Consider the following 22,168-nt stretch of genomic DNA (forward strand, 5'->3'; position numbering starts at 1 on the left):
GCCGTGCGGAAATAGTTCTCCATCGCAAAGGATTGTCGCCTTCCAGACTGTTTCACGGCTAGAATTGACGTGGATCAACAATTGCCATTGCTCCGCGGCGTGACGTTCATTACGCTTGAGTCCGGTACAGTTCGCAGGAGCCGGTCAGATCGGGCGTGGCATTGCGTCAAGTATTCAATCAAGCGCATGTACGCAACGGAAGGAAATGCATGTCTGACTGGTGGAACCGGCTCGGGCTTCAGTCCAGGCTGACAATCCTGATACAGGGATTCCTGCTCATCGTCTTCGTCGGCGTGCAGCACTGGATTGCGGCGCGTTACGAGGCGAGCAGCCTGAACGACGCCAGGCACCGCACCATCGCGGTGACCGACAGCGCCATCAACGGCCTCAACACGCTGATGGATGTGCGCATCAATGGCGAAGATGCCATCAGCGACCAGAAGGGCCGCGCGCGCTTCATCAAGCAGATCGGCGTGACGGACGGCGTCAAGGAATTCCGGATCATCCGTGGCGACGCGGTCGACAAGGAATTCGGCCCCGGCCTGCCGGAAGAAGCCGCCGTCGATGCGCTCGACAAATCGGTCATGGCGGACGGCAAGCCGCAGTACGTCATGCACGACGACGGCACGATGCGCGCCGTCCTTCCCTTCATCGCCATGAAGGAATTCCGCTCAAGCAAATGCCTCCGCTGCCACGGCGTGGATGAAGGCACGGTGCTGGGCGCCGCCAGCGTCACGCTCGACATCAAGGACGACTTGGCCAAGATCCGCCGCTTCAACATCCTGCTGTGGATCGGGCAGGGCGTGCTGCAGGTGGTGCTGTTCTTCGTCATCGGCGCCATCGTGCGCCGCTCGCTCAAACAGCTCGGCGCGGAACCGTCCGAAGCGGCGGCCGTGGCGCAACGCGTGGCGCAAGGCGACCTCGCGATGCGCATCGAACTGCAGCGCGGCGACCAGGGCAGCCTGATGGCGCAGCTCAACGCCATGCAGAACAGCCTGTCGGCGGTAGTGGGCAACGTGCGCCGCAACGCCGAGGGTGTGGCCACGGCGAGCGCCGAGATCGCGCAGGGCAACAACGACCTGTCCGCGCGCACCGAACAGCAGGCCAGCTCGCTGGAAGAAACAGCGGCATCGATGGAAGAGCTGGGCTCGCAGGTCAAGCAGAACGCCGACAGCGCGCGCGAAGCGAATCAGCTGGCGCAGGAGGCCAGCGCCATTGCGGTCAAGGGCGGCGGCATTGTCGACGAAGTGGTGTCGACGATGAAGGGCATCAACGAAGCCTCGCACAAGATTTCGGAAATCATCGGCGTCATCGACGGCATCGCCTTCCAGACCAACATCCTCGCGCTCAATGCGGCGGTGGAAGCGGCGCGCGCCGGCGAACAGGGCCGCGGCTTCGCGGTGGTGGCGGCGGAAGTGCGCTCGCTGGCGCAGCGCTCGGCGCAAGCTGCGAGGGAGATCAAGACCCTGATCGGCACCAGCGTGGAGCGGGTGGAGGCGGGCACAACCCTGGTGGACCAGGCCGGCAGCACGATGCAGGAAATCGTGGCCAGCATCCGCCGGGTGACAGACATCATGAGCGAGATCAGCGCGGCCAGCAACGAGCAGAGTATCGGCGTGTCGCAGGTGGGCGAGGCGATTGCGCAGATGGACGAGGTCACGCAGCAGAACGCGGCGCTGGTGGAAGAAATGGCCGCCGCTGCCGAAAACCTGAAGAACGAAGCCGAGCAACTGGTGCAGGCGGTGGCCGTGTTCAGGCTGAACGGCGAGTGAGACAGAACACGGGATATTTGCGTGGCGATTTGACTTGCATCAATTTCCGCCATTGCCGCTGAGGAACGTGTTCTTTAGGCTTTGACGGGTTGTCTGAAATTGTTTGCGGCGCGCACACGACGGCAGGACGAGCCGGTCACCCTATTGCAAAGGAAGAAAGAGCATGTCTGATTGGTGGAGCCGGCTTGGCCTGCAGCGCAAGCTGCAAATTCTCATCCAGGGTTTCCTGCTGGTCGTGCTCGTCGCCGTCCAGCACTGGGTGTCGAACCAGTTCGAGCAGCGCGAACTGATCGCGGCGAAGGAACGGACGACGGCGGTAGCCGATGGCGCAATCAACGGCCTGAACACGCTGATGGATGTCACCGTGGCCGGCAAGGACGTGATCAGCGATGCCAAGGCCAAGGCGCGCTTCATCAAGCAGATCGGTGTGTCGGAGGGCATCCGGGAATTGCGCATCGTCCGCGGCAAGGGGACCAACGACGAGTACGGCCCCGGCCTGCCCGAGCAGGAGCCGAAAGACGAGCTGGACCGCAGCGTGCTCGCCAGCGGCAAACCAGAATTCAAGATGACGAATACCGGCGACGATGCGTCGCTCAGGGCCGTGCTGCCTTTCGTTGCGAAGAAGGAGTTCCGGAGCAGCAAGTGCCTGGACTGCCACGGCGTCGATGAAGGCACGGTGCTGGGCGCCGCCAGCGTCACGCTCGACATCAAGGAAGACATGGCGGCGATCCGCCGCTTCAACATCCTGCTGTGGATCGGGCAGGGCGTGCTGCAGGTGGTGCTGTTCTTCGTCATCGGCGCCATCGTGCGCCGCTCGCTCAAACAGCTCGGCGCGGAACCGTCCGAAGCGGCGGCCGTGGCGCAACGCGTGGCGCAAGGCGACCTCGCGATGCGCATCGAACTGCAGCGCGGCGACCAGGGCAGCCTGATGGCGCAGCTCAACGCCATGCAGAACAGCCTGTCGGCGGTAGTGGGCAACGTGCGCCGCAATGCCGAAGGCGTGGCCACGGCGAGCGCCGAGATCGCGCAGGGCAACAACGACCTGTCCGCGCGCACCGAACAGCAGGCCAGCTCGCTGGAAGAAACGGCGGCATCGATGGAAGAGCTGGGCTCACAGGTCAAGCAGAACGCCGACAGCGCGCGCGAAGCGAATCAGCTGGCGCAGGACGCAAGCGCCATCGCGGTCAAGGGCGGCGGCATCGTCGACGAGGTGGTGTCGACGATGAAGGGCATCAACGAAGCCTCGCACAAGATTTCGGAAATCATCGGCGTCATCGACGGCATCGCCTTCCAGACCAACATCCTCGCGCTCAATGCGGCGGTGGAAGCGGCGCGCGCCGGCGAACAGGGCCGCGGCTTCGCGGTGGTGGCGGCGGAAGTGCGCTCGCTGGCGCAGCGCTCGGCGCAGGCGGCACGGGAAATCAAGACCCTGATTGGCACCAGCGTGGAGCGGGTGGAGGCGGGCACAACGCTAGTGGACCAGGCCGGCAGCACCATGCAGGAAATCGTGGCCAGCATCCGCCGGGTGACGGACATCATGAGCGAGATCAGCGCGGCCAGCAACGAGCAGAGTATCGGCGTGTCGCAGGTGGGCGAGGCGATTGCGCAGATGGACGAGGTCACGCAGCAGAACGCGGCGCTGGTGGAAGAAATGGCCGCCGCTGCCGAAAACCTGAAGAACGAAGCCGAGCAACTGGTGCAGGCCGTGTCGGTATTTCGCGTGAATGATGACGGTTTGCGTCAGGAAGCGCCGATGACCGCGCTTGCGGCGCCGGAACCTGCACGCGCACGTCCCGCTCTGCCGGGGACACGCAAGGCCGCCGTCAAGCGGCTGCGCTGATGAAAGTCCGGAGCCGGGGAGATGAAAACCGGCCCGGATTACTTCCTGACGATCCTGATGACGATCGAGGCCGCGCCCATCACGGTCAGTGCCGCGGACACATCTGAATAGCCTGCAATCGACGCCACTGCGCCCGCAGCCACCGCCGCAATGCCCGGAATGCTCAGGGTGCCGCGCGTCGTGTCAGCATCGTCATGCATCTGCTTGCTTCCGCCCTTCAGGCAGGCGAAGCTGCACTCGCTGCATTTTTCGGAAAAGTAGGACGGCGTATCGGTGCAGCCTTGAAACGAGAGAGTTGGCATTTCAATATCGCGACGATGCAGTGAAAGAAAGTGCCGGTTGCAGGGAATGGAATTCCCGCAACCGTTTGATCGCGAATTTTAGGAGAGGCATTGCCGGTACAACCATCCCGTGCCCGGGATTTTTGATATCGCTGTTTCACATCAAAGAATCCGGCAGGGATTCGCAAGAATGGGAACGATCAGCCGCGGTCAGCCCGCGGAATGTGCCGCCTGCGCATCGCGCAATGCGATCGCGATCTGGGCGTCGGATGTCAGGATATGGCGGGCCAGCCACCGGTCCAGGAAGACTTCCAGTTGCCCGGCAAGCCCTTCACGGCCGCTGTCGGCATCGCGGTGCAGGTTGCGAAGCCGGTAGGTAATCAGCTCGTGCTCGAACCGATGATCCTGCAAGCCTGGAAACCCCGCCGCTTTCATCATGGCCTCCTCGCGCGCGAAATGCGTGAGGGTATAGTCCATCAACTCCCCCATCACATCGCGCACCAGCATGTCCTTGCCGGCTTCCCGAATGCCGGCGTGCAGCCGGTCCGCAATCTCGAACAGGCGCCGGTGATCGGCATCGATCTGCTCATGGCCGACAAGCAGGATGTCGGACCAGGCAATGATCGGCCGGGCGGAGGGGGATGGAGTATCTTGCACGGTAGGGGGCGGGTGTCTCTTTTGGTCATTAAAGCACCGGCGCGTGCTTCATCCATCTCATGAATATGGGATCTCTCTGTTCCATTCAACTGCCGCGCGGGACATGTTTGGAAAAAGGTGATTCAGGTCAAGAATCGCGGCATGGAAATGATTGACTCACGGCAACATTCGTTGACGCGGTCGTTGCTATACTCCTCGCTTTATCCAGGACTTCACCCATGGCTCACATTCCGGCACCGCTGCTCGATCTCGGCAAACTGACGAGCGAGAAAGGGGACGTGTCCATCGCCACGCGCGAGAACATCAGTACGCCGCTGCACACGCATCCGACCACCAACTACGTGACCGTCACGGAAGGCGTTTTGTACCTGACGCTGCACGGCGTGGAGCAACCGATCCGTCCGGGAGAGTGGTGCACGATTCCCGCGAATGCGGAACACGCCGAGCGCTTTGTGGAGAAGACGTCGGTGGTGGTTTTCTGGGTGAAGGACCAGGCTGGGTAAGGCGCCGCGCGTCGGATGAACTGGGCAGGCGATAGTGGGCTGATTGACCGCCTGCGTTCCTGTTGCAGGCGGCATCTTCCGTGCTTTCTTATGTTGGACAACGCATAAAGGCGCTATCGGTAAAAAGGCTCGACCTTGCCTTTCACCTTGATCATCATCGGATTGCCCTTGCGGTCACGCGCCTTGCCGGCCGCAACCTTGATCCAGCCTTCGCTGATGCAATATTCCTCGACATTGGTGCGTTCCTTGTCATCGAGCTTGATGCCGACATCGTGCTCGAGGACAGCCGCATTGTAGTAAGGGCTGCGCGGATCGACCGAGAGACGGTCAGGAAAGGGGGGGAGTTGTGTCTTTTCGTTCATGGGACGGAATTATCTACCATTCTCTCGCCCATCACAATTTTCGAGCACTCGCTTGCTGCCCTGCATTTCCATTTTCTGCCGCCGGGTCGTTGTGTCTGGTATGCGGCTTCACTCTCTGTCGCCCTATGGCCGAACACTGCGGAAAATGGGCCGCAAGGGCCGGAAGCTTGACAATGGATTCCTGCCGGTCAGCGTCGTGCCACACATCAACGAGAACGACACGAAGCAGCCAATCACAGCTGTTGAAAGTGGACAGTCGCAGGGCCGTGGGCTCGGATGCAATCCCAGCATCGACGTCGGATATTCAATGTAATTCAGCGCAACTATGCCCGCAGCAAATGCCCCGGCAAGAGTGAAGGCAGAGAATCTTCATGCGTTTTAACGTAGAAGATAACCGGCGCCCAAGATGCGAGCCGGGGAAGCCGGCGGAGCCATTTGGGCGTCCATGTCGGCCGACCCGTTAATCTGCTTTGTCACTTCCGAGGAAGGTAAGCAGATAGCCCGGCACGTACAGCACTGGCGAAAACATGATGGAGAAAGCCAACGGAACGCCGGATGTCCCTCCTCCGCGATAAAAAAGCAGGTGATAGAGGACAAACAATACGGGGACGCCCATTAGGAAAAAGTGCCCCGCCCAAACTAGCAAGCGTCCGAGTAAATACAGCCATGATTCGCTGCGAACTACAGCTACCGGCGTTTGCGAAGGTTTCCATCCGTCGAGCGCACTAAAATTTGCCGGGCACTTGAGGCACTCAAGTGCTGTCGTTTCAATTTCCGTACCGCAATTTGGGCAGTAGGCCATGCTGTTTAACCTGTTATTAATCGTGAAACCCTTGTTTAACATTGGCAAGTGTCGTCTAACACAGATACTTAACACTCTCGCGACCGCATCCTTATTAGCGTTCCGGTGATTACCTGTGTCGATAACCGACATGCCACGCAACGTAACAGGCGACGGAATATTGTTGCATTTATAACATAACCGACTTACAGGAATAATCCCATTTAGGGAATGCCGGTGACCGGCAGCAATTGGCCGAACCGAGCCTGCCTGTCCACCTCCGATGCCGTCTGCTACGGTCATCATTCCAGACTGCCGAGCCTCAGCGCTGTGGCCACTTGTTCTGCACTGATGCAGCGCGAAAGGGATGATGAAAAATGCGCTCCGCTGCTCGACGCATTCAATGGCGTTGTTGCTCAGAAACTGTCGTGCCGGGATGCCGTCATGCAGGAGCTGGGATGCCATGCCGTCGAACCATTTCATCAAAGACATTGTCGAAATTCCATCGCTTTCATGAATGGAGGTTCTATGGATCTGCTGTGGCTTTTGATCATCGGTTTGATCGCCGGCTGGTTGGCGAGCATGATTGTCGGCGGACCGTTCGGACTGCTGGGTGACCTGATCGTCGGGATTGTCGGTTCTTATCTTGGGAGCTGGCTGTTTGCCCGGATGGGCTGGAGTGCGGGAGGTGGCACGCTGGGGAGCATCATTACGGCGACCATCGGCGCCATCGTGCTGTTGCTGATCTTGCGACTTTTTAACAGCGCACGATGGCACCGCTGACGGGACCGACATAAGAGAAAGCCCGCCAAAGCGGGCTTTCTACATTCAGGACCGTGTCCGGCCTCGGTCGCCTATGCGGCCAATTCGTCGACAGTCTTCAAGCGCACCGACGCGTTATCGTAAGCAGCCAACACCGCTTTCAGCGAGGCGCTGACCGTGTCATGGTCGAGTGCGGCGCCGCTTGAACGCTGTCCATTGACGTTAAGCTGGACGTAGGCCGCGGCCTCGGCATTGGTGCCAGCCCCAATGGCATGCTCGGTGTAATCGACGATGTTGATCCGATGGCCGGTGTGCCGGCTCAACGCCGCAACGAATGCCGACAAGGCCCCTTCGCCATCGCCTTTGATCTGCACCAGTTGGCCGTGATCATGGATTTCGGCCGCGATCGCGTCATGGCCGCCATCACGCGTCAATTTGTATCCCTTCAGCGCGACATCCCGGTCCGCTGCGACGAAATGCTGCATGAACAGCGCGTGAATCTGGCCGCCGTCGATTTCTCCGCTTTTTTCTTCACTGGCCTTCTGCACGACTTGCGCGAGCTCGACTTGCATCCAGCGCGGCAGGGTCAATCCATAGTCACGCTCCAGCACAAACGCGACACCGCCCTTGCCGGACTGGCTGTTGACCCGGATGACCGCCTGGTAGTCGCGGCCGATATCGCGCGGGTCGATCGGCAGGTAGGCCACCTGCCAGGGTTCATCCGACTGCTGTTTCTGCAGGCACTTGCGAATGGCGTCCTGATGGCTGCCGGAGAAGGCGGTGTAAACGAGTTCGCCAAACCAGGGGTGCCTCGGATGCAAGGGAAGGTTCGTGCATTCCCCCGCCACCTGGATGATTTCATCGGGGTTGGACAAATCGAGTTCGGGATCAATGCCCTGGCTGTACAGGTTCATGGCAAAGGTGGTGATGTCCATGTTGCCCGTGCGCTCGCCATTGCCGAGCAAGGTGCCTTCCACGCGATCCGCGCCGGCCAGCACGGCCAGTTCGGCCGAAGCGACGGCACAGCCGCGATCGTTGTGCGTATGCACCGACAGAATCAAGGCGTCGCGGCGCGCGATGTGCGTCGCAAAATATTCGATCTGGTCGGCAAAGACGTTGGGGGTGGTGCTTTCCACCGTCGAGGGCAAATTGATGATGCAGGGCTTTTCCGCACTCGGCTGCCATACGTCCATCACGGCGTCGCAGACCTCGACGGCGAAATCCAGCTCGGTATTCGAAAAGCTTTCCGGCGAATACTGGAACGTCCATTCCGTGTTCGGATACTTTGCCGCTTCATCCCTGACCAGTTCGGCGCCGCGTCGTGCAATCGCAAGAATGCCTGCGCGGTCCATGCCGAATACGCGTTCGCGTTGCACGGTCGAAGTGGAATTGTAGACGTGCACGATCGCGCGCGTTGCGCCGCTCAATGCTTCAAAGGTGCGCCCGATCAGATCCTCGCGGGCCTGCACGAGCACCTGGATGGTGACGTCGTGCGGAATTTGGTTCGCTTCAATCAGCCAGCGGACAAAATCGAAATCGGGTTGCGACGCCGACGGGAATCCGACTTCGATTTCCTTGAGGCCGAGCTTCACCAGCAAGGCCCACATCCGCTTTTTCTGGGCCACATTCATCGGCTCCAGCAGGGCCTGGTTGCCATCACGCAGATCGACGCTCGCCCAACGGGGTGCTTTGGTAATTGTACGGTTGGGCCACTGGCGGTTGCGCATGGCAACAGTGGGCGCTGGCCGATATTTGCGATGGTCGAAGGCTTTCATTCCGGCTTCCTGATTGTTTTGGGATAAGTTTGATGGTCTGACTCGGGACTACCTCGTCCGGCTTGGTAAGCCGGACGAGGCCCGCTTTGCAGTTGCGGCGACCTTGTGGGCACAGGACAAAGATTAATCGAAAGTGCGTGCAAAGTGCTTGCAAAAATTGGCAATGTTTTCCTGATTATGCAATACAATTGCAGATATGCGATTTTTCTTCAAATATTCTTGCATTCACTGAAGATATTGCCTATTCGCCATGAATCTCGACCGCATTGACCGCCAGATTCTGCATGTCCTTCAGCAGGACGGACGTATCAGCAACCAGGACCTTGCCGAACGCATCGGACTGTCTTCTTCATCGTGCCTGAGGCGCATGCGGACGCTTGAAGAGTCGGGCTTGATCACCGGGTACCGGGCGCTACTGGATGCCAAGGTGCTCGGCCTGACCTTGATGGCACTGATTCATATCTCGATGGATCGCCATACGCCCGAACGTTTCGAAAACTTTGAAACGACGGTGAGTGCGTTGCCGGAGGTGCTCGAATGCCTGCTCATTACCGGACAGGACGCGGATTATCAGCTGAAAGTGATCGTCCGCGACCTGGACGCTTATCAGGAGCTGCTGCTCAACAAGATCACACGCATTGAAGGTGTGACGGGCGTGCATTCAAGCTTTGTCCTGCGCCGCGTCGTCAACAAGACGTCACTGCCGCTCGACGCGACGTGACGCGCCGGCGCAGGGAAGGCGTTGTATCGCTACGGCGAATCGTTTCCAGCGACGCCCGCCAGCGATTGCCGCAACAAGGACGTGCAGGATTCGGCCGGTACCGGCTTGCTGAAGTAGTAGCCCTGATAGACGTGGCAATCCAGCGCAGCCAGGCAATCGAGCTGTTCACGCAGCTCGACGCCCTCGGCCACCAGTCCGAGCTCCATGCTTTTTGCCAGCGAAACAACCGTGCGGACAATCGCGGCATCGTTTGGATCCGTATGAATGTCCCGTACGAATGACCGGTCGATCTTGAGATTGCGTACCGGGAAGCGCTTGACGTAAGCCAGGCTGGAATAGCCGGTGCCGAAGTCGTCCAGCGCGATGCCGACGCCCATCGCCGCCAGCTGGCGCAAGAGCGCTTCGGCTTCTTCCGGGCGTTGCATGAGCATGCTCTCGGTAATTTCCAGCTCAAGCCATTGCGGGGCCAGTCCGGTGGCCTCCAGCGCAGCGCAGACCGTCCTCACGAGGTCGCTTCGGCGGAACTGGGTGGCCGAGATGTTGACCGCCATGACGATCGGCGGAATGCCATCGTCCTGCCACTGCTTGTTCTGTGCGCATGCGGTGCGCAGGATCCAGTCGCCGATGTTTTCGATCAGCCCTGTTTCTTCCGCGACGGGAATGAAGCGCGCGGGGGGAACCATGCCGAGCTCGGGATTCTCCCAGCGCGCCAGGGCCTCGACGCCCAGCACGCGTCCGCTGCGGCCGTCCACCTTGGGTTGATAGTGGAGCAGCAGTTCGTTCCGCGACAGTGCCCGCCGCAGATGGTTTTCGATCAGGACGTGCTCGCTGGCCCGCTTGTCCATTTCCGGGGCATAGAACCGGAACGTGTTGCGTCCGTCATGCTTGGCCTGGTACATCGCAACGTCGACATTCTTGAGCAGGGTGTCGGCGTCGGCGCCGTCGTCGGGATAGACGGAAATGCCGATGCTGACGGAAAGGAAGACGTCCTTGCCGTCGAGATGAAACGGCGCGGTGAAGGCTTCCTGGATCGTTTCGCCCATCAACAGGATTTCTCCCTCGGCATGGACCTTCTCCATGACGATGAATTCATCGCCGCCGGGGCGCGCGACCGTGGCGGTGTCGGGCACCGCCGCGGACAGGCGCTCGCCGATCGCCTTCAGCAGGGCGTCGCCGGCCCGGTGGCCAAGCGTGTCATTCAGCTCCTGGAAGCGGTCGACATCGATCAGGATGACTCCCACCCGCTTGTTGTCGCGAATGGCGCGGCTTAACGCCTGTTCCAGGCGGTCCCGCAGCAGGTTTCGGTTCGGCAGTCCGGTGAGCGCGTCGAATTGCGCGAGGTACACCAGCCGTTCCTCGTAGCGCTTGCGCTCGCTGACATCCCTGACGATGGCGGAGATGATCAACCCTTCATCGGTCATCAGCGGGCTGAGCGTGATCTCGACAGGGAATTCCCTTCCATCCTTTCGTATCGCCCGCAATTCCGTTCCCGGCGCCATCTGCCGCGACTGCGGGTCAGCGACAAAACGGGCCACCTTGGCCCCGTGCGCGTGGCGGAGGGCCGGCGGCACCAGGACGTCGATCTGCTGTCCGACCAATTCCTTGTGCGCGAATCCGAACATGTTTTCCGCCTGTCCGTTCGCGAAAATGATGCGGCCCTCCGCATTGACGATGACGATGGCATCCGTCGCCGACTCCAGCAGATTGCGATACTTTTCTTCGGTGCGCTGCCGCACGCTGAGCATGGTGTTGAATTGCTCGGCAACGTCCTTGATTTCCCGTGGCCCGACCACCGGCGCGCGCCGGTCGAGCTGGCCGGTCGCGACGGCCTTCGCCGTGCCGGCAATATCGATGATCGGACGAACGATGCGTCGCCCGATCTGGTAGGCGGCAAAGCCGGCAATGATCGCGAGCATGAGAAGCAGTGCACTGTTCCTGCTCGCATTGGCGAGGACGTCGTCGAGAATGGTGGCAGCGGGAACGCTGCTGACCACGTACCAGTCCGTGCCGGGAACCGGGGTATACCCGTACACCGTGCCGTCCAGCCCGCTGCCCGTCCAGGCCTGTCCATGCTTTTCTTCACGGATGCGAGCGGCAAGCGCGGCATCATCCAGCTTCCGGCCGACCCAGTCCTTGGGCGATTCCGAGCTGGCGAGGATCGTCCCGTCGCTGGTGATGATGCGGATGACGGTTCCCTTGGGCAGATTGACGTTTGCCTGCAGCGGCCGGTACTGCACGAGATCAATCGGGAATCCGACCACCCCAATGAAGAGGCCATCTTCATCCCGGATGGGATACGCGAGAACGGACACCCACTTGCCGCTGACAGGGCCGATATGCGGATATCCCGCGATGTAGGCGTTGGCCTCCGCCACCTGGCGCAGCCAGGTCGTGCCGGCGACCGAGGCGCGCTTGCCCAAGCGGGATGTCAGCGCCGAACAGACGACCGCGCCGGATTTGTCGGCGATGGCAACGTTGGCGAACTGCGGAAAAAACTCCTTGAAGTCTTGCAGCAGGGCGTCGCAATTGGCCGGATCGAGCGCGCGCACCTTCGGCCGTTTGGCCAGGCCGGCGAGCACCTGTCCCGCGTCATGGACAAAGCGCTGGGTGTCCGCCGCGGAGATTTGCGCAAGCGTCAACGTAATGGAACTGGCGTCCGCGAGATGACTGCGGACGTTTGACTGAATCGAATAGGCCAGCAGTATCGCCATCGGGACGACCACGGCCAGGACGAGCGCATACAAATGACGGCGGATGGACCAGCTGTAAGGCACGGAAGAAATTCGCTGTAAAGTTGAGACGACGCCGCCGAAGCGACGGCGTCATGAACTGTGGGACGTCACGTGCGCAGGGATCAGAACTCTTCCCAATCATCCGTCCCGGTTCTTGCCGGTCCAGCGCGCCTGACCGCCGGTGCTGCGACGGATTTGGCGGGCACGCGCTGCTTTGGCTTCAGGGCGTGCAGCCTGGGAGAGGGGGCGGCAGTCATTCCCGCAACGGGAACGGATACCGCGTGCCGGTCGCTCAGCTTGAAGGTGCTGACCATCTGCACCAGATGGCCGGCCTGCTCCTGCATCGCTTCCGATGCGGCAGCGGCTTCCTCCACCAGGGCGGCATTCTGCTGCGTCACCTGGTCCATCTGCGCGATCGCCTGGTTGATCTGCTCGATCCCTGCCGTCTGTTCCTGGCTGGCCGCAGTGATCTCGCCCATGATGTCCGTCACCTGCCTGACGCTGTTGACGATCTCCTGCATCGTCGCACCGGCCTCGTCGACGAGGCGCGTGCCGCTTTCGACTTTTTCCACCGAATCCTGGATCAGTTCCTTGATTTCCTTCGCGGCGGCCGCGGAGCGTTGCGCGAGGTTGCGGACTTCCGAAGCGACCACCGCAAAGCCTCGGCCCTCCTCGCCGGCACGCGCCGCTTCCACTGCCGCATTCAAGGCCAGGATATTGGTCTGGAACGCGATGCCGTCGATCACGCCGATGATGTCGACAATCTTGCGAGACGAGGTATTGATGGAACCCATCGTGTCCACCACCTGCGTGACAACGGCGCCGCCCTTGATCGCCACTTCCGAGGCCGATACCGCGAGCTGATTCGCCTGCCGCGCATTGTCGGCATTCTGCTTCACCGTCGACGTCAGTTCCTCCATCGACGACGCGGTCTCCTCCAGCGAACTGGCCTGCTCCTCGGTGCGTGACGACAGGTCGAGGCTGCCGGACGCGATCTCTCCGGATGCCGTTGCGATGGTTTCCGTTCCCTGCCGCACCTGCGTGACGATCGTGCCAAGGTTGTCACGCATCGAGCGCATGGCGTGCAGCATGCTGGAGTGATCGTTCGGCTGGATCTGCACGTCCACCGCCAGGTCGCCGGCAGCGATGCGGGTGGCGATAGCCGCCGCATACTCCGGTTCGCCGCCCAGTTGCTTCAACAGGCTGCGCGTGATCAGCACAGCGATCGCCGATGCCAGCAGAATCGCGAACGCGCCGATGCCGAGCATCAGGTTGCGCGACACCGCATACGTATTCGCTGCGGCCTTGCCGGAGGCTTCAATCAGTTCGACCTGGAAGGCGATCAATTCGGTGAGGGCCGCCTTGTAGGATTTCAGGATCGGACGCAGTACCTCGGCCAGAAACGTTCTAGACTCCTGCACCTTGTCATCATTGACCAGGGCAATCAGCTTTTCCTGGCCGGCGATATAGTTCGCGCGCGCTTCCAGCGCCTGCCGCAACAGCTCTTTTCCGCGTGGAAGGGTGAGGATCTTTTCCAGCTTGTCGAAATCGGCCGCGATGATCTTGCGCGCATCCAGGATGTCGTCGACCTGCTTTTGCCGGTCCGCCTTGTTCTCGGTAAGCATCATGTTGCGCAGCGCGATGGCGATCCTGTCGGTCTGCGTCATGATTTCACTCGACATCGCAATTTTCGGCCAGCGGTCCTCGATAATGGACGAGGTGCCGTCATTGAGCGTGGACAGCTTGCTCGTGGCGACGGCAAGGATGACGCATAAAAGCGCACATATGCTGCCAAAACTTAATGCGAGACGTGTCCCGACTTTCATACTCCGACCTTCCATGACCCTGTCTCCCGCGGTTCGTAAAATTGACCTGCATCAATAGTGCCCACTGGTGGAGTCGTTCGCAAGAAAGACTTGTCTCGCCAATCGCGATCGTTATCGATTTCCAACACCTGTTACCAGAACGCCAATGGGGAGATGACTCCAACTGCTTTCGCAGGTGGCAAGGCGTTCTGCCAATCGTGAATAGCTTCTGCTGCGACGTCGGCTGGAGGAAGGCGCTGTGCTCCTGGCAGTCCATTTCCATTTCGCCATTGGAAATTGCCGTTTTTAACATCACATCCCGGGAATGACTGAAAGCCAGCGCAGCGCGAATCGACCATCATCTGGTGAAGCCGGCCAGCATGGAACAGCTGACAAGGATCGTCGGGCAGGCCGGGAAGCCTAGTGCGTGACGCCGCTGCCGCGGCTTCGATACCATTCCTCGAACAGGTCGGAAGGCACCGGCCTGCAAACATGGTAGCCCTGCGCCTGGTTGCATCCGTGCTGACGCAGGTAATCCATCGCTGCCTCCGATTCGATCCCTTCCGCAACCACATCCAGGTCGAGCGTTCTGGCCAGGGCAATGACCGCTTTGGTGATTGCACGGCTGGCGTTGTCATGTTCGAGTCGCTGCACGAATGATTTGTCGATCTTGATCTTGTTGATCGGCAGGCGCGACAGATAGTTCAGGCTGGAATAGCCGGTGCCGAAGTCATCCAGCGAGATTTTCACGCCAAGCGCTTTCAGGTGCACCAGGACCTCCACGGCGCGCTCCAGGTTTTCCATCAAGGCGGTTTCCGTCAGCTCCACTTGCAATGCCGCCGCGTCCACCTCGCAATCGCCCATCGCTTGCTTGAACTGTTCGGCAAAGTCCTTGTGCCGGAACTGCACTGCCGATACGTTGACCGCAATGGGGATCGCCGGCAGTCCATGTTCCAGCCACTCCTTGTGCTGGCGGCAGGCCTTCTTGATGACCCAATCGCCCAGGCGCACGATGTGTCCGGTCGTTTCCGCGATGGGAACAAATTGATCCGGGCCGATATCGGAGTAGGGCCATCGGATCAACGCCTCGACGCCGATCAGCTCGCCCGTGCCGGTGTCGATCACCGGCTGGTAGTAGAGACTGAATGACTCTTCGCTCAGGGCGGATTTCAGCTGCTCCTCGATCTTCGTCAGCTGCTGGGCACGCGCGGCCAGTTCCCTGGAATAGAACTGGATGTTGTTGCGGCCAGCAAGCTTTGCCTGGTACATGGCCGAATCGGCATTGTTGACCAGCGTGTCCAGATCTTCCCCGTCACGCGGAAAGAGGCTGATGCCGATCGAGGCTGAGATCGAGCACACCAGGCCGCTGACCTCGTAAGGCTGGTCCAGGCAATGCAGCAAATGGCGCGCCACGTCACCGGCATTCTTGTCATTCTCGATTTTCGGCAGCAGGACGAGGAATTCATCGCCGCCAAGCCGAAAGATCATGTCGTCGGCCCGGGTGCAGTGGGCCATGCGCCGGGCGACCTCGCGCAAGACCTCATCGCCGACTTCATGGCCGTGGCTATCGTTGACCAGCTTGAAGCGATCGAGGTCGACGAACAGGATGCCGCTATGATGCTGGGCACGCCTTGCCCGGGCAAAGATATGCTTCGCATAGTCGAACAGCAGGCTGCGATTGGGCAAGCCGGTCAGCGGGTCGTGCAGCGCCGTCTGCCGCACACGCTCCTCTGCTTCCTTGCGCTCGCTGATGTCGAGCACGAATGCCACCAGGTTCCTGCCCGTTCCGACCGCGGCAAATGCCAGCAAAACGGGAATCCGCGTTCCGTCTGTGCGAATGTATTCTTTCTCGAAGACGTCAGAGACGCCATGCGCGAACGCCTGTTCCATCGCCTTCTGGTCGGCGGCGAGATATTCCGGTGCGGTGAGGCGGTCCCACCGTACCCGGCCTGCCGCAAGATCGTCCCGGGAAAGGCCCACGATGCGCAGGTAGGCGGCATTGGCCTCCAGCACTTCGCCGGATGAGGCGCGCCTGACCATGCCGATCGGACTGGCGTCAAAGAGCAGGCGCAGCTCGCGCTCGTTTTCGCGCAGCGTGACTTCCGCTCGTCGTTTGTCGGAGATGTCCAGCACCGTACCGATAAAGCGCACCGGCCTTTCCTCGTCGTCGAAGAATACCTGGCCGCGCGCCTCGATGATGCGCTCCACCCCATTGTCATGGCGAATGATCCGGTACTCCAGGGACACGCGGGCGCTTGCCGGACTGCGCAACGCCTGCTGGATCACCGCATCCACACGCTCCTTGTCCGCCGGGTGGAGTACGTCAATGAAATCGCCATAATCGACCGGCGCATCCACCGGCAGGCCGAAGAGGCGTTTCATTTCGGGATTCCAGTGCATGTTCCCCGACTGTGGGGCGTAGTCGTACATGCCGAGGCCGGTGGCCTGGATGGCGACTTCAAAATTTTCCTTGCTTCGCTGCAGCTCGACCTCGGCCCGCCGGCGGTCGTTAATGTCCTTGATGACCGCAATGAAGTAGTGCGGGGCGCCAAAACCATCGCGGACAAGCGAGGCGTTCAGATTGATCCAGATGCACTCGCCATTCTTCCGGATATAGCGCTTGTCCAGCGAGTAGGATTGAATACTCCCGGCTAGCAGCGCATACATCAGCTTCAGGTCGGCATCGAGATCGTCAGGATGCGTGATGTCCTGAAACGTCAGGCTTGCCATTTCCTCTTTCGCATAACCGACGATCTCGCACAGTTGCTGGTTCACGCGTAGCCACTTGCCGTTTGGCCCGACATGGGCGATGCCGACGGAAGCCTGTTCAAACGTCGCCTTGAATTCCTTGTTTGCCTGTTCCAGCTCGGCAGTACGTTCCTTGACCCGCTGCTCAAGCTCTTTGGACAATGCGCGCAGTTCATCTTCGGCAGTCTGGCGAAGCGTCATGTCGCGCACCGCGGCAACCACCATCCTTTCCCCGGCGACATCGAGCGGATTCAAGCTGATTTCAACCGGAAATTCGGAACCGTCGGCACGCAAGCCTAGCAGGTCGGTTCTTCCGCTTCCCATCGATCTTGCCGCGGGGCGCAGCGCAAACTGGTGGCGCTGCGCAATATGACGGGCATGGAATCGTTGCGGAATCAGCTTTTCCACGGGGATGCCGATCATCTGCTGTCGGCCATAGCCGAACAGGCGTTCGGCGGTTGCATTTGCCATGTCGATGGTGCCGTCGCTACGCATGAGCAGCGTCGCGTCCGGCGCGGCATCGAGCAAGGCGCCGAAGCGCTGTTCATTAGCGCGAAGCAGCGTCACATCCCGCACGACGACAGCGGCGAAAAGCGGCTTGTGCTGGGTATCGAAGATCGGGTTGAAGGCCAGTTCGTAGGTCTTGCGAAGCAGGTGTTCATCCCCGAAGTCCTCGACGACACGGAACGCTTCGCCGGCAAGTGCCCTGCGGCAAAGCGCAGTGACCTTGTCACGGTCGCGCGTCAGGTGGGCCAGCACCTCGTCCAGGCGTTGCCCCGAGTGCAGCCTGATGCCGAAGACCAATTCGAACTCGTGCAAAAAATGCGCGTTGACCCCCACCAGCCGCAATTCCGAATCGACCGCGGCGATCAAATCATTGCTGTTTTGCAGCAAGGAGTTCGTAAAGGAAAACAGGGCGTTATCGGCATTCTTCGTGCTGGTTTCCTGCGCGTCTTGCGCCGATTGGTCTGATGAAGGCTGTTCCATGACTGCCACCTGTGCAATTGGGCTGGCATCCTTCGGTGACAGCTCGGGCAGTTAAGACACTGTCACAAATGCAAGGTTCACCGCATGGCAAGGCGTTGCGTTCTCCGTGGCAAGAAAGCGCACTGCTTGTCGCCTTGCATCAGCGTATCTTCCACACCCGGATGTAGTTGATCTCGAATGCGTTGGTCTTTCCTTCCGGCGTCGTGGCGTCCGGTGTGCCGCTCGCGCTGCCGAACCACAGGCTGAGGACGGGATACATGGGATCCTTGAAGCGCGCGTTGACGCTGTAGACCTGGCGACCGTCGAAGTAGAAGGTGAGCTTCGTGTTGTCCCATCGCACGCCGTACTTGTGGAAGGCAGCCGAAAGGTCGGGCGTTTGCACGGCGGCAGAGCCGGCAAGCGACGTTGCGTCGCGCCACACGGCGATGCCGTACGCGGTCGGGTGCAGGCTCGCATCCGACCAGCCGGAAGACGGGCCGCCGCCGGGGTAAGCTTCCAGGACATCGATTTCCGGCCGCCGCGTGCCGATGTGGTTGAACAGCCAGAACGCCGGCCATGGACCTTTTCCATAAGGCAGCTTCGCTTCGATTTCGAAGAACCCGTTGGTCTGGGAAAAACGGCCATCGGTATCGAGCGAGCGGTTGAAGAAATTGCCGTTGGCATCACGCATGGGCCAAATCTTGAGAACGCCGTTTTCCACAGTGTAATTGATGGTCGGACTCGCACTCTCGTACCACATGCGGTCGTTCCACACGCTTCGGTTCAGCGTGTTGAACTCGTCCGAAAACGTCAGCGTATATCCTGATGCGGGTTGCCCGGCCGGGGCGACCTGCGCCAGGCAGGCCGCGTGCATGCCCAGCGCGGCGACACCCAGCCAGGCGCCCATCCATTGTGCATGCATGGTCTTCTCCTCAGCGGGGTGTGAACGGATTGCTGGAGACAGCAGCTGCGCTCTGCCGCTCGCGCTGGACCGCGAGCAAGTCGGTCACATAGAGACGGCAGGCGGTTGCCGTGCGTGCGGCGAGGCATGCCTGCCTCGCGCCGGCGAAGCCGTGCGAAAGCGGAAAGATCGCCGCTCCGGGCGGATCGAATGCCGATACGACTGAACGGAATCGTGCGCCGTCGCTTTCCTGAAGCAACCGGCTCAACTGCGTATCGTCGAGATCCAGCAACTGTTGCAACGCCTGGGGATCGCGATCAGGGAGGGTATCGAAAGGATCGCGCTCCTGGGCGCCGAGTGGCAAACAGGTCAGTGCCATCAGAAGCGGGGCTGCGATGCCCGCGCGCAAACCAAAAGCGTTCATGGCATGCGTCTCCTTGTGGTGGCGGTGTGCCGGGGCGCCGCGTGTTCCCGCATGGAGCAAAGCGACCAGGCCGGCTCGGCAAGCACCGCATGCAAGTGCCGACGAGGTCCTCATTGTGAGCGCCGACATGCCGGCGGCTCTGATGCATGTCAAACCCCGATGCGTGACGCGCATGGCGACGGTGCCGACCTGCATCCGTGATCCGGAAGCAATCTTGCGCTAAGGCTCTATCGTTCGTTTTCCCCGCAAGGACAACCAGACGCCCGCCAGTGCAATGACGATCGCCACAAGTTCCTTGCCGCCAAACGGTTCGTCCAGCGCAATGGCTGCCGCGAGGACGCCGACCACGGGCGTGAGCAAGGTCGAGAGCGAGGCCGTCTCCGGCGCGAGACGGCGAAGCGCCGCGAACCAGGTGACGTAGCATAGTCCCATCGGAACGGCGGTCATGTAGGCCATGAGCATCCATCCGCGCGAGGAGAGTGCGGAGAGATCAGGGTGTTCGGCGAACCAGCCGAATGCCACCATGGGGAGGCACCCGATCAGCAGCTGCCAGGTCACGGAAGCAAGCGGCGGCAGTACAGGCGGTTTCAGGAGGACATTCCCAAGGGCGAACAGCATGGCTGCCGCAAGCGCGAAGAGAAGGCCGGGGATCTGGTCGGTACGAATGGCCATCTCCTGCCCGCTGAACAGCAGGGTGAGGCCGATAAAACACAGGACGAGTCCCAGCATGCCCTTGAGAGCCGGGCGCTTGCCGAGGATGAGCCATGCAAGCAGGATCACCCAGACCGGCATGGTATAGACCAGCAATGCGGCCTGGCCGGCCTTCAGCCAGCGCAGTGCAAGCGTGGAAAAGCCCATCCAGGCGAACACATTGACAAAGGCGCTCGTCGCCAGCCGTGCAGCCTGACCGGCGGGAACGTGCAGGCTTTGACCTGCGAGACGCGCGGCAAGTCCGATCACGATGGCCGCCGTCACGCCCGCCGTGCCGCGCGCAAACAGCGGCGGCCATTCGGTGAGCAGCATCTTCATCGCCGGCCAGTTCAGTCCCCAGCCGACGGAGGTCACGATCAGGCAAAGCATCCCTGTCGCCTGCGCGCCAGGCGCGGCTGCAGGAATCCATCGCTTCACACTGAAACGCGACATGCGCGCGTCACCTCATGCCGCCACTTTCGCGGCGCGCTTTTCAACAAACTCGGACAGCCGCACCTGCACTTCCGGGCTGGTCTGCACCAGGGCCGCGAGAAGCGATTCGGTGAACAAGCCATCGCTTGCCGACATGTCCCAGATCTTGTTGATGCCGGCGACAATGGAGTAGTTCGAGAGCGGGGCATTCGCGGCGATCTTGTGCGCGAGCGACATTGCCTGCGCCAGCGCGTCACTCGGTTCCGTCAGATAGTTCAGCAGGCCGATTTGCATGCCCTCTTCGGCACGCATGACGCGACCTGTCAGCATCAGCTCGATCATCCTGTTCGGCGTGATCAACCGCGCCACCCGCACCGTCGCACCGCCGCCGGTGAAGATGCCCCACTGTCCTTCCGGCAGGGCAAAGTAGGTCGTCCTGTCGCCGACGCGAATGTGCGCCGCACCCGCCAGCTCCAGTCCGCCGCCGACCACGGCCCCCTGCAACGCGGCCACGACCGGTATGCCACCGTGCTGTATCCGGTCAAATGCCCGATGCCAGCCCTGGCAGACGCGCATGAACTCGGCGGGGCTGCGTTGTTTGGCATGGTGCTCGCGCAGGTCGAGCCCGGCGCAGAAATGCGGCCCCCTGGCTGCCAGGACGATCGCGCGCGCGCCGGCGGGCGGATGGGCAAAAAAATGTTCAATCTCGGCGATGGCGTGTTCGTCCAATGCATTGCGCCGCTCGCTGCGATTGAGCGTGACGACGGCGACAGCGTCTTCCATGCGCGTTTCGAGGATGGGATGGGTCATCGTTCTATCTCCAGAGTGGAATTGCCGATTGCCAAAGCGCGCCATCTCCTTCCGCCTCGTGGCGGAGTGATCGGCTGCTGCGTAAGAGGAGGTGCAGGGAAAGTGTAGGTCCTCCACTGCAGCGAGGTGCGCCGATCGCGCCAACGTATATGCAAAACGCGCCATAATGGCATATGCCCAAAGCCCCGCCAAAAGCAGCCGTTACCGTTTCCGCGCATTTCCTGCGCGCGATGCTGGCATCCCTGGAAGTTCAGCGCGGCACCAGTGCGGCGCACGCGGCAATGCTGGACGCCAACATATCGCCGGCCCTGCTGGATGAACCCGAGGCGCGCATCACGCGTCCGCAATTCGTCGCGCTCTACAAGAGCGTCGCTGCTGCGCTGGACGACGAAATGCTGGGCTTGTGGTCGAGGCCGATCCGGGGCGGCACCTTGAAATACCTGATGCTCAGCTTGCTGGATGCGCCGACCGTCCTGATTGCGCTGAACCGTTTTGTCCGATTCTGGAATCTGCTGCTCGACGACTACCGCTTGCATATGTCCCGTCGCAATGAATGGGTCAGGATTGCCCTGGTAAGGCGCGGCGCGGACGTGCCGGTGAAACTCCTCGGCCATGAGCTGATGATGAAGCTGGCGCACGGCATCGCCTCCTGGCTCCTGGGCAGGGAGATTGGCGTCCTGCGCGTCGACCTTGCGTTTTCGCGGCCCCGGCATGCCGACGACTATGTCTATCTCTACCCGTCGGAGATCTGTTTCGATGCGAGCGAAAGCAGCATCTTTCTTGCCGGGCACGATTGCGCATCTTCCTTCAAGCGCGAGAAGCATCAGTTGTGGTCATTCCTGAAGAGAGCGCCGGAGGATTGGGCCTTCCGTTCGTTCCACCGTGGTTCGGTGAGCGCCAGCGCGCGCGAATATCTCGAGCAAAGGCTCGACGGCACGCCCACTGTCCGGCACCTCGCCGATTACATGCATCTCTCTGTCCGTACATTGAACAGGAAGTTCGCGGCCGAAGGGACGCACTTCCAGCAGGTGAAGAATGCAGTGCGGCGCGACGTGGCGATTCATCGCCTCATGCATTCGAACGTCCCGATCGGAAACCTGGCCCTGGAACTGGGCTATGGCAACCCCGCGGCGTTTTGCCGTGCTTTCAGGGAATGGACCGGCAGCACGCCGCAAGCGTATCGACAGGGAGCGCGTCCACGTTGAG

The 22,168-nt window shown here is 61.0% G+C and carries 18 protein-coding genes; 6 read left to right on the forward strand and 12 right to left on the reverse strand.

From position 1 onward, the window contains the following. Window positions 1-209 precede the first annotated feature (209 nt). Window positions 210-1,772, forward strand: a complete 1,563-nt coding sequence (locus ACNOHI_RS00315) for a methyl-accepting chemotaxis protein (protein ID WP_420472631.1) — start codon at window positions 210-212, stop codon at window positions 1,770-1,772. A 163-nt stretch (window positions 1,773-1,935) separates the two neighbouring features. Next, window positions 1,936-3,612 carry a methyl-accepting chemotaxis protein gene (locus ACNOHI_RS00320; RefSeq protein ID WP_420472632.1) on the forward strand — a complete coding sequence of 559 codons (1,677 nt, stop codon included), beginning with the start codon at window positions 1,936-1,938 and terminating at the stop codon, window positions 3,610-3,612. 38 nt (window positions 3,613-3,650) lie between these two features. Here ACNOHI_RS00320 and ACNOHI_RS00325 read toward each other — a convergent pair whose 3' ends face one another. Both ACNOHI_RS00325 and ACNOHI_RS00330 read right to left on the reverse strand, forming a co-directional pair. Further along, window positions 3,651-3,914, reverse strand: a complete 264-nt coding sequence (locus ACNOHI_RS00325) for a hypothetical protein (protein ID WP_420472633.1) — start codon at window positions 3,912-3,914, stop codon at window positions 3,651-3,653. Window positions 3,915-4,103: 189 nt separating this feature from the next. Then, window positions 4,104-4,550 (reverse strand): bacteriohemerythrin, encoded by a 447-nt coding sequence (locus tag ACNOHI_RS00330; RefSeq protein WP_420472634.1) that lies wholly within the window; start codon window positions 4,548-4,550, stop codon window positions 4,104-4,106. Window positions 4,551-4,768: 218 nt separating this feature from the next. On the opposite strand from ACNOHI_RS00330, the gene ACNOHI_RS00335 reads away from it, so the two are divergent. Continuing rightward, window positions 4,769-5,053 (forward strand): cupin domain-containing protein, encoded by a 285-nt coding sequence (locus tag ACNOHI_RS00335; protein WP_420472635.1) that lies wholly within the window; start codon window positions 4,769-4,771, stop codon window positions 5,051-5,053. A gap of 113 nt (window positions 5,054-5,166) precedes the next feature. Here the strand turns inward: ACNOHI_RS00335 and ACNOHI_RS00340 are convergent, their stop codons facing one another. Continuing rightward, window positions 5,167-5,415: a DUF3297 family protein gene (locus tag ACNOHI_RS00340; protein ID WP_420472636.1), complete on the reverse strand. Its 249-nt coding sequence runs from the start codon at window positions 5,413-5,415 to the stop codon at window positions 5,167-5,169. Window positions 5,416-5,875: 460 nt separating this feature from the next. Continuing rightward, window positions 5,876-6,679, reverse strand: a complete 804-nt coding sequence (locus tag ACNOHI_RS00345) for a zinc ribbon domain-containing protein (RefSeq protein ID WP_420472637.1) — start codon at window positions 6,677-6,679, stop codon at window positions 5,876-5,878. Between the two features lie 45 nt (window positions 6,680-6,724). Between ACNOHI_RS00345 and ACNOHI_RS00350 the strand changes: the two genes are divergently transcribed. Continuing rightward, window positions 6,725-6,979: a GlsB/YeaQ/YmgE family stress response membrane protein gene (locus ACNOHI_RS00350; RefSeq protein WP_420472638.1), complete on the forward strand. Its 255-nt coding sequence runs from the start codon at window positions 6,725-6,727 to the stop codon at window positions 6,977-6,979. A gap of 71 nt (window positions 6,980-7,050) precedes the next feature. Here ACNOHI_RS00350 and leuA read toward each other — a convergent pair whose 3' ends face one another. After that, complete coding sequence (leuA, locus tag ACNOHI_RS00355) at window positions 7,051-8,733, reverse strand: 2-isopropylmalate synthase (protein WP_420472639.1); 1,683 nt, start codon at window positions 8,731-8,733, stop codon at window positions 7,051-7,053. Window positions 8,734-8,983: 250 nt separating this feature from the next. Between leuA and ACNOHI_RS00360 the strand changes: the two genes are divergently transcribed. Next, the gene (locus tag ACNOHI_RS00360) at window positions 8,984-9,454 is read left to right on the forward strand and encodes an Lrp/AsnC family transcriptional regulator (protein WP_420472640.1); all 471 of its coding nucleotides are present in this window, start codon (window positions 8,984-8,986) and stop codon (window positions 9,452-9,454) included. Between the two features lie 29 nt (window positions 9,455-9,483). On the opposite strand, the gene ACNOHI_RS00365 is transcribed toward ACNOHI_RS00360, so the two are convergent. From ACNOHI_RS00365 to ACNOHI_RS00395, 7 genes are all read right to left on the reverse strand, one after another. Beyond that, window positions 9,484-12,228 carry a bifunctional diguanylate cyclase/phosphodiesterase gene (locus tag ACNOHI_RS00365; protein WP_420472641.1) on the reverse strand — a complete coding sequence of 915 codons (2,745 nt, stop codon included), beginning with the start codon at window positions 12,226-12,228 and terminating at the stop codon, window positions 9,484-9,486. Between the two features lie 80 nt (window positions 12,229-12,308). After that, a complete protein-coding gene (locus ACNOHI_RS00370; protein ID WP_420472642.1) occupies window positions 12,309-14,027 on the reverse strand; it encodes a methyl-accepting chemotaxis protein in 1,719 nt (572 codons plus the stop codon). 384 nt (window positions 14,028-14,411) lie between these two features. Next, window positions 14,412-17,726: a PAS domain S-box protein gene (locus ACNOHI_RS00375; RefSeq protein WP_420472643.1), complete on the reverse strand. Its 3,315-nt coding sequence runs from the start codon at window positions 17,724-17,726 to the stop codon at window positions 14,412-14,414. A 139-nt stretch (window positions 17,727-17,865) separates the two neighbouring features. Then, window positions 17,866-18,627, reverse strand: coding sequence for a glycoside hydrolase family 16 protein (locus ACNOHI_RS00380; RefSeq protein WP_420472644.1), 762 nt, complete (start codon window positions 18,625-18,627; stop codon window positions 17,866-17,868). A 10-nt stretch (window positions 18,628-18,637) separates the two neighbouring features. After that, window positions 18,638-19,030 (reverse strand): hypothetical protein, encoded by a 393-nt coding sequence (locus ACNOHI_RS00385; protein WP_420472645.1) that lies wholly within the window; start codon window positions 19,028-19,030, stop codon window positions 18,638-18,640. 219 nt (window positions 19,031-19,249) lie between these two features. Beyond that, complete coding sequence (locus tag ACNOHI_RS00390) at window positions 19,250-20,173, reverse strand: DMT family transporter (RefSeq protein WP_420472646.1); 924 nt, start codon at window positions 20,171-20,173, stop codon at window positions 19,250-19,252. A gap of 12 nt (window positions 20,174-20,185) precedes the next feature. Beyond that, complete coding sequence (locus tag ACNOHI_RS00395; protein ID WP_420472647.1) at window positions 20,186-20,962, reverse strand: crotonase/enoyl-CoA hydratase family protein; 777 nt, start codon at window positions 20,960-20,962, stop codon at window positions 20,186-20,188. A gap of 173 nt (window positions 20,963-21,135) precedes the next feature. Between ACNOHI_RS00395 and ACNOHI_RS00400 the strand changes: the two genes are divergently transcribed. Further along, complete coding sequence (locus ACNOHI_RS00400) at window positions 21,136-22,167, forward strand: AraC family transcriptional regulator ligand-binding domain-containing protein (protein ID WP_420472648.1); 1,032 nt, start codon at window positions 21,136-21,138, stop codon at window positions 22,165-22,167. The last annotated feature ends 1 nt before the right edge of the window (window position 22,168 follow it).

Source organism: Noviherbaspirillum sp. ST9 (assembly GCF_048799745.1).
Lineage (GTDB): Bacteria > Pseudomonadota > Gammaproteobacteria > Burkholderiales > Burkholderiaceae_D > Noviherbaspirillum.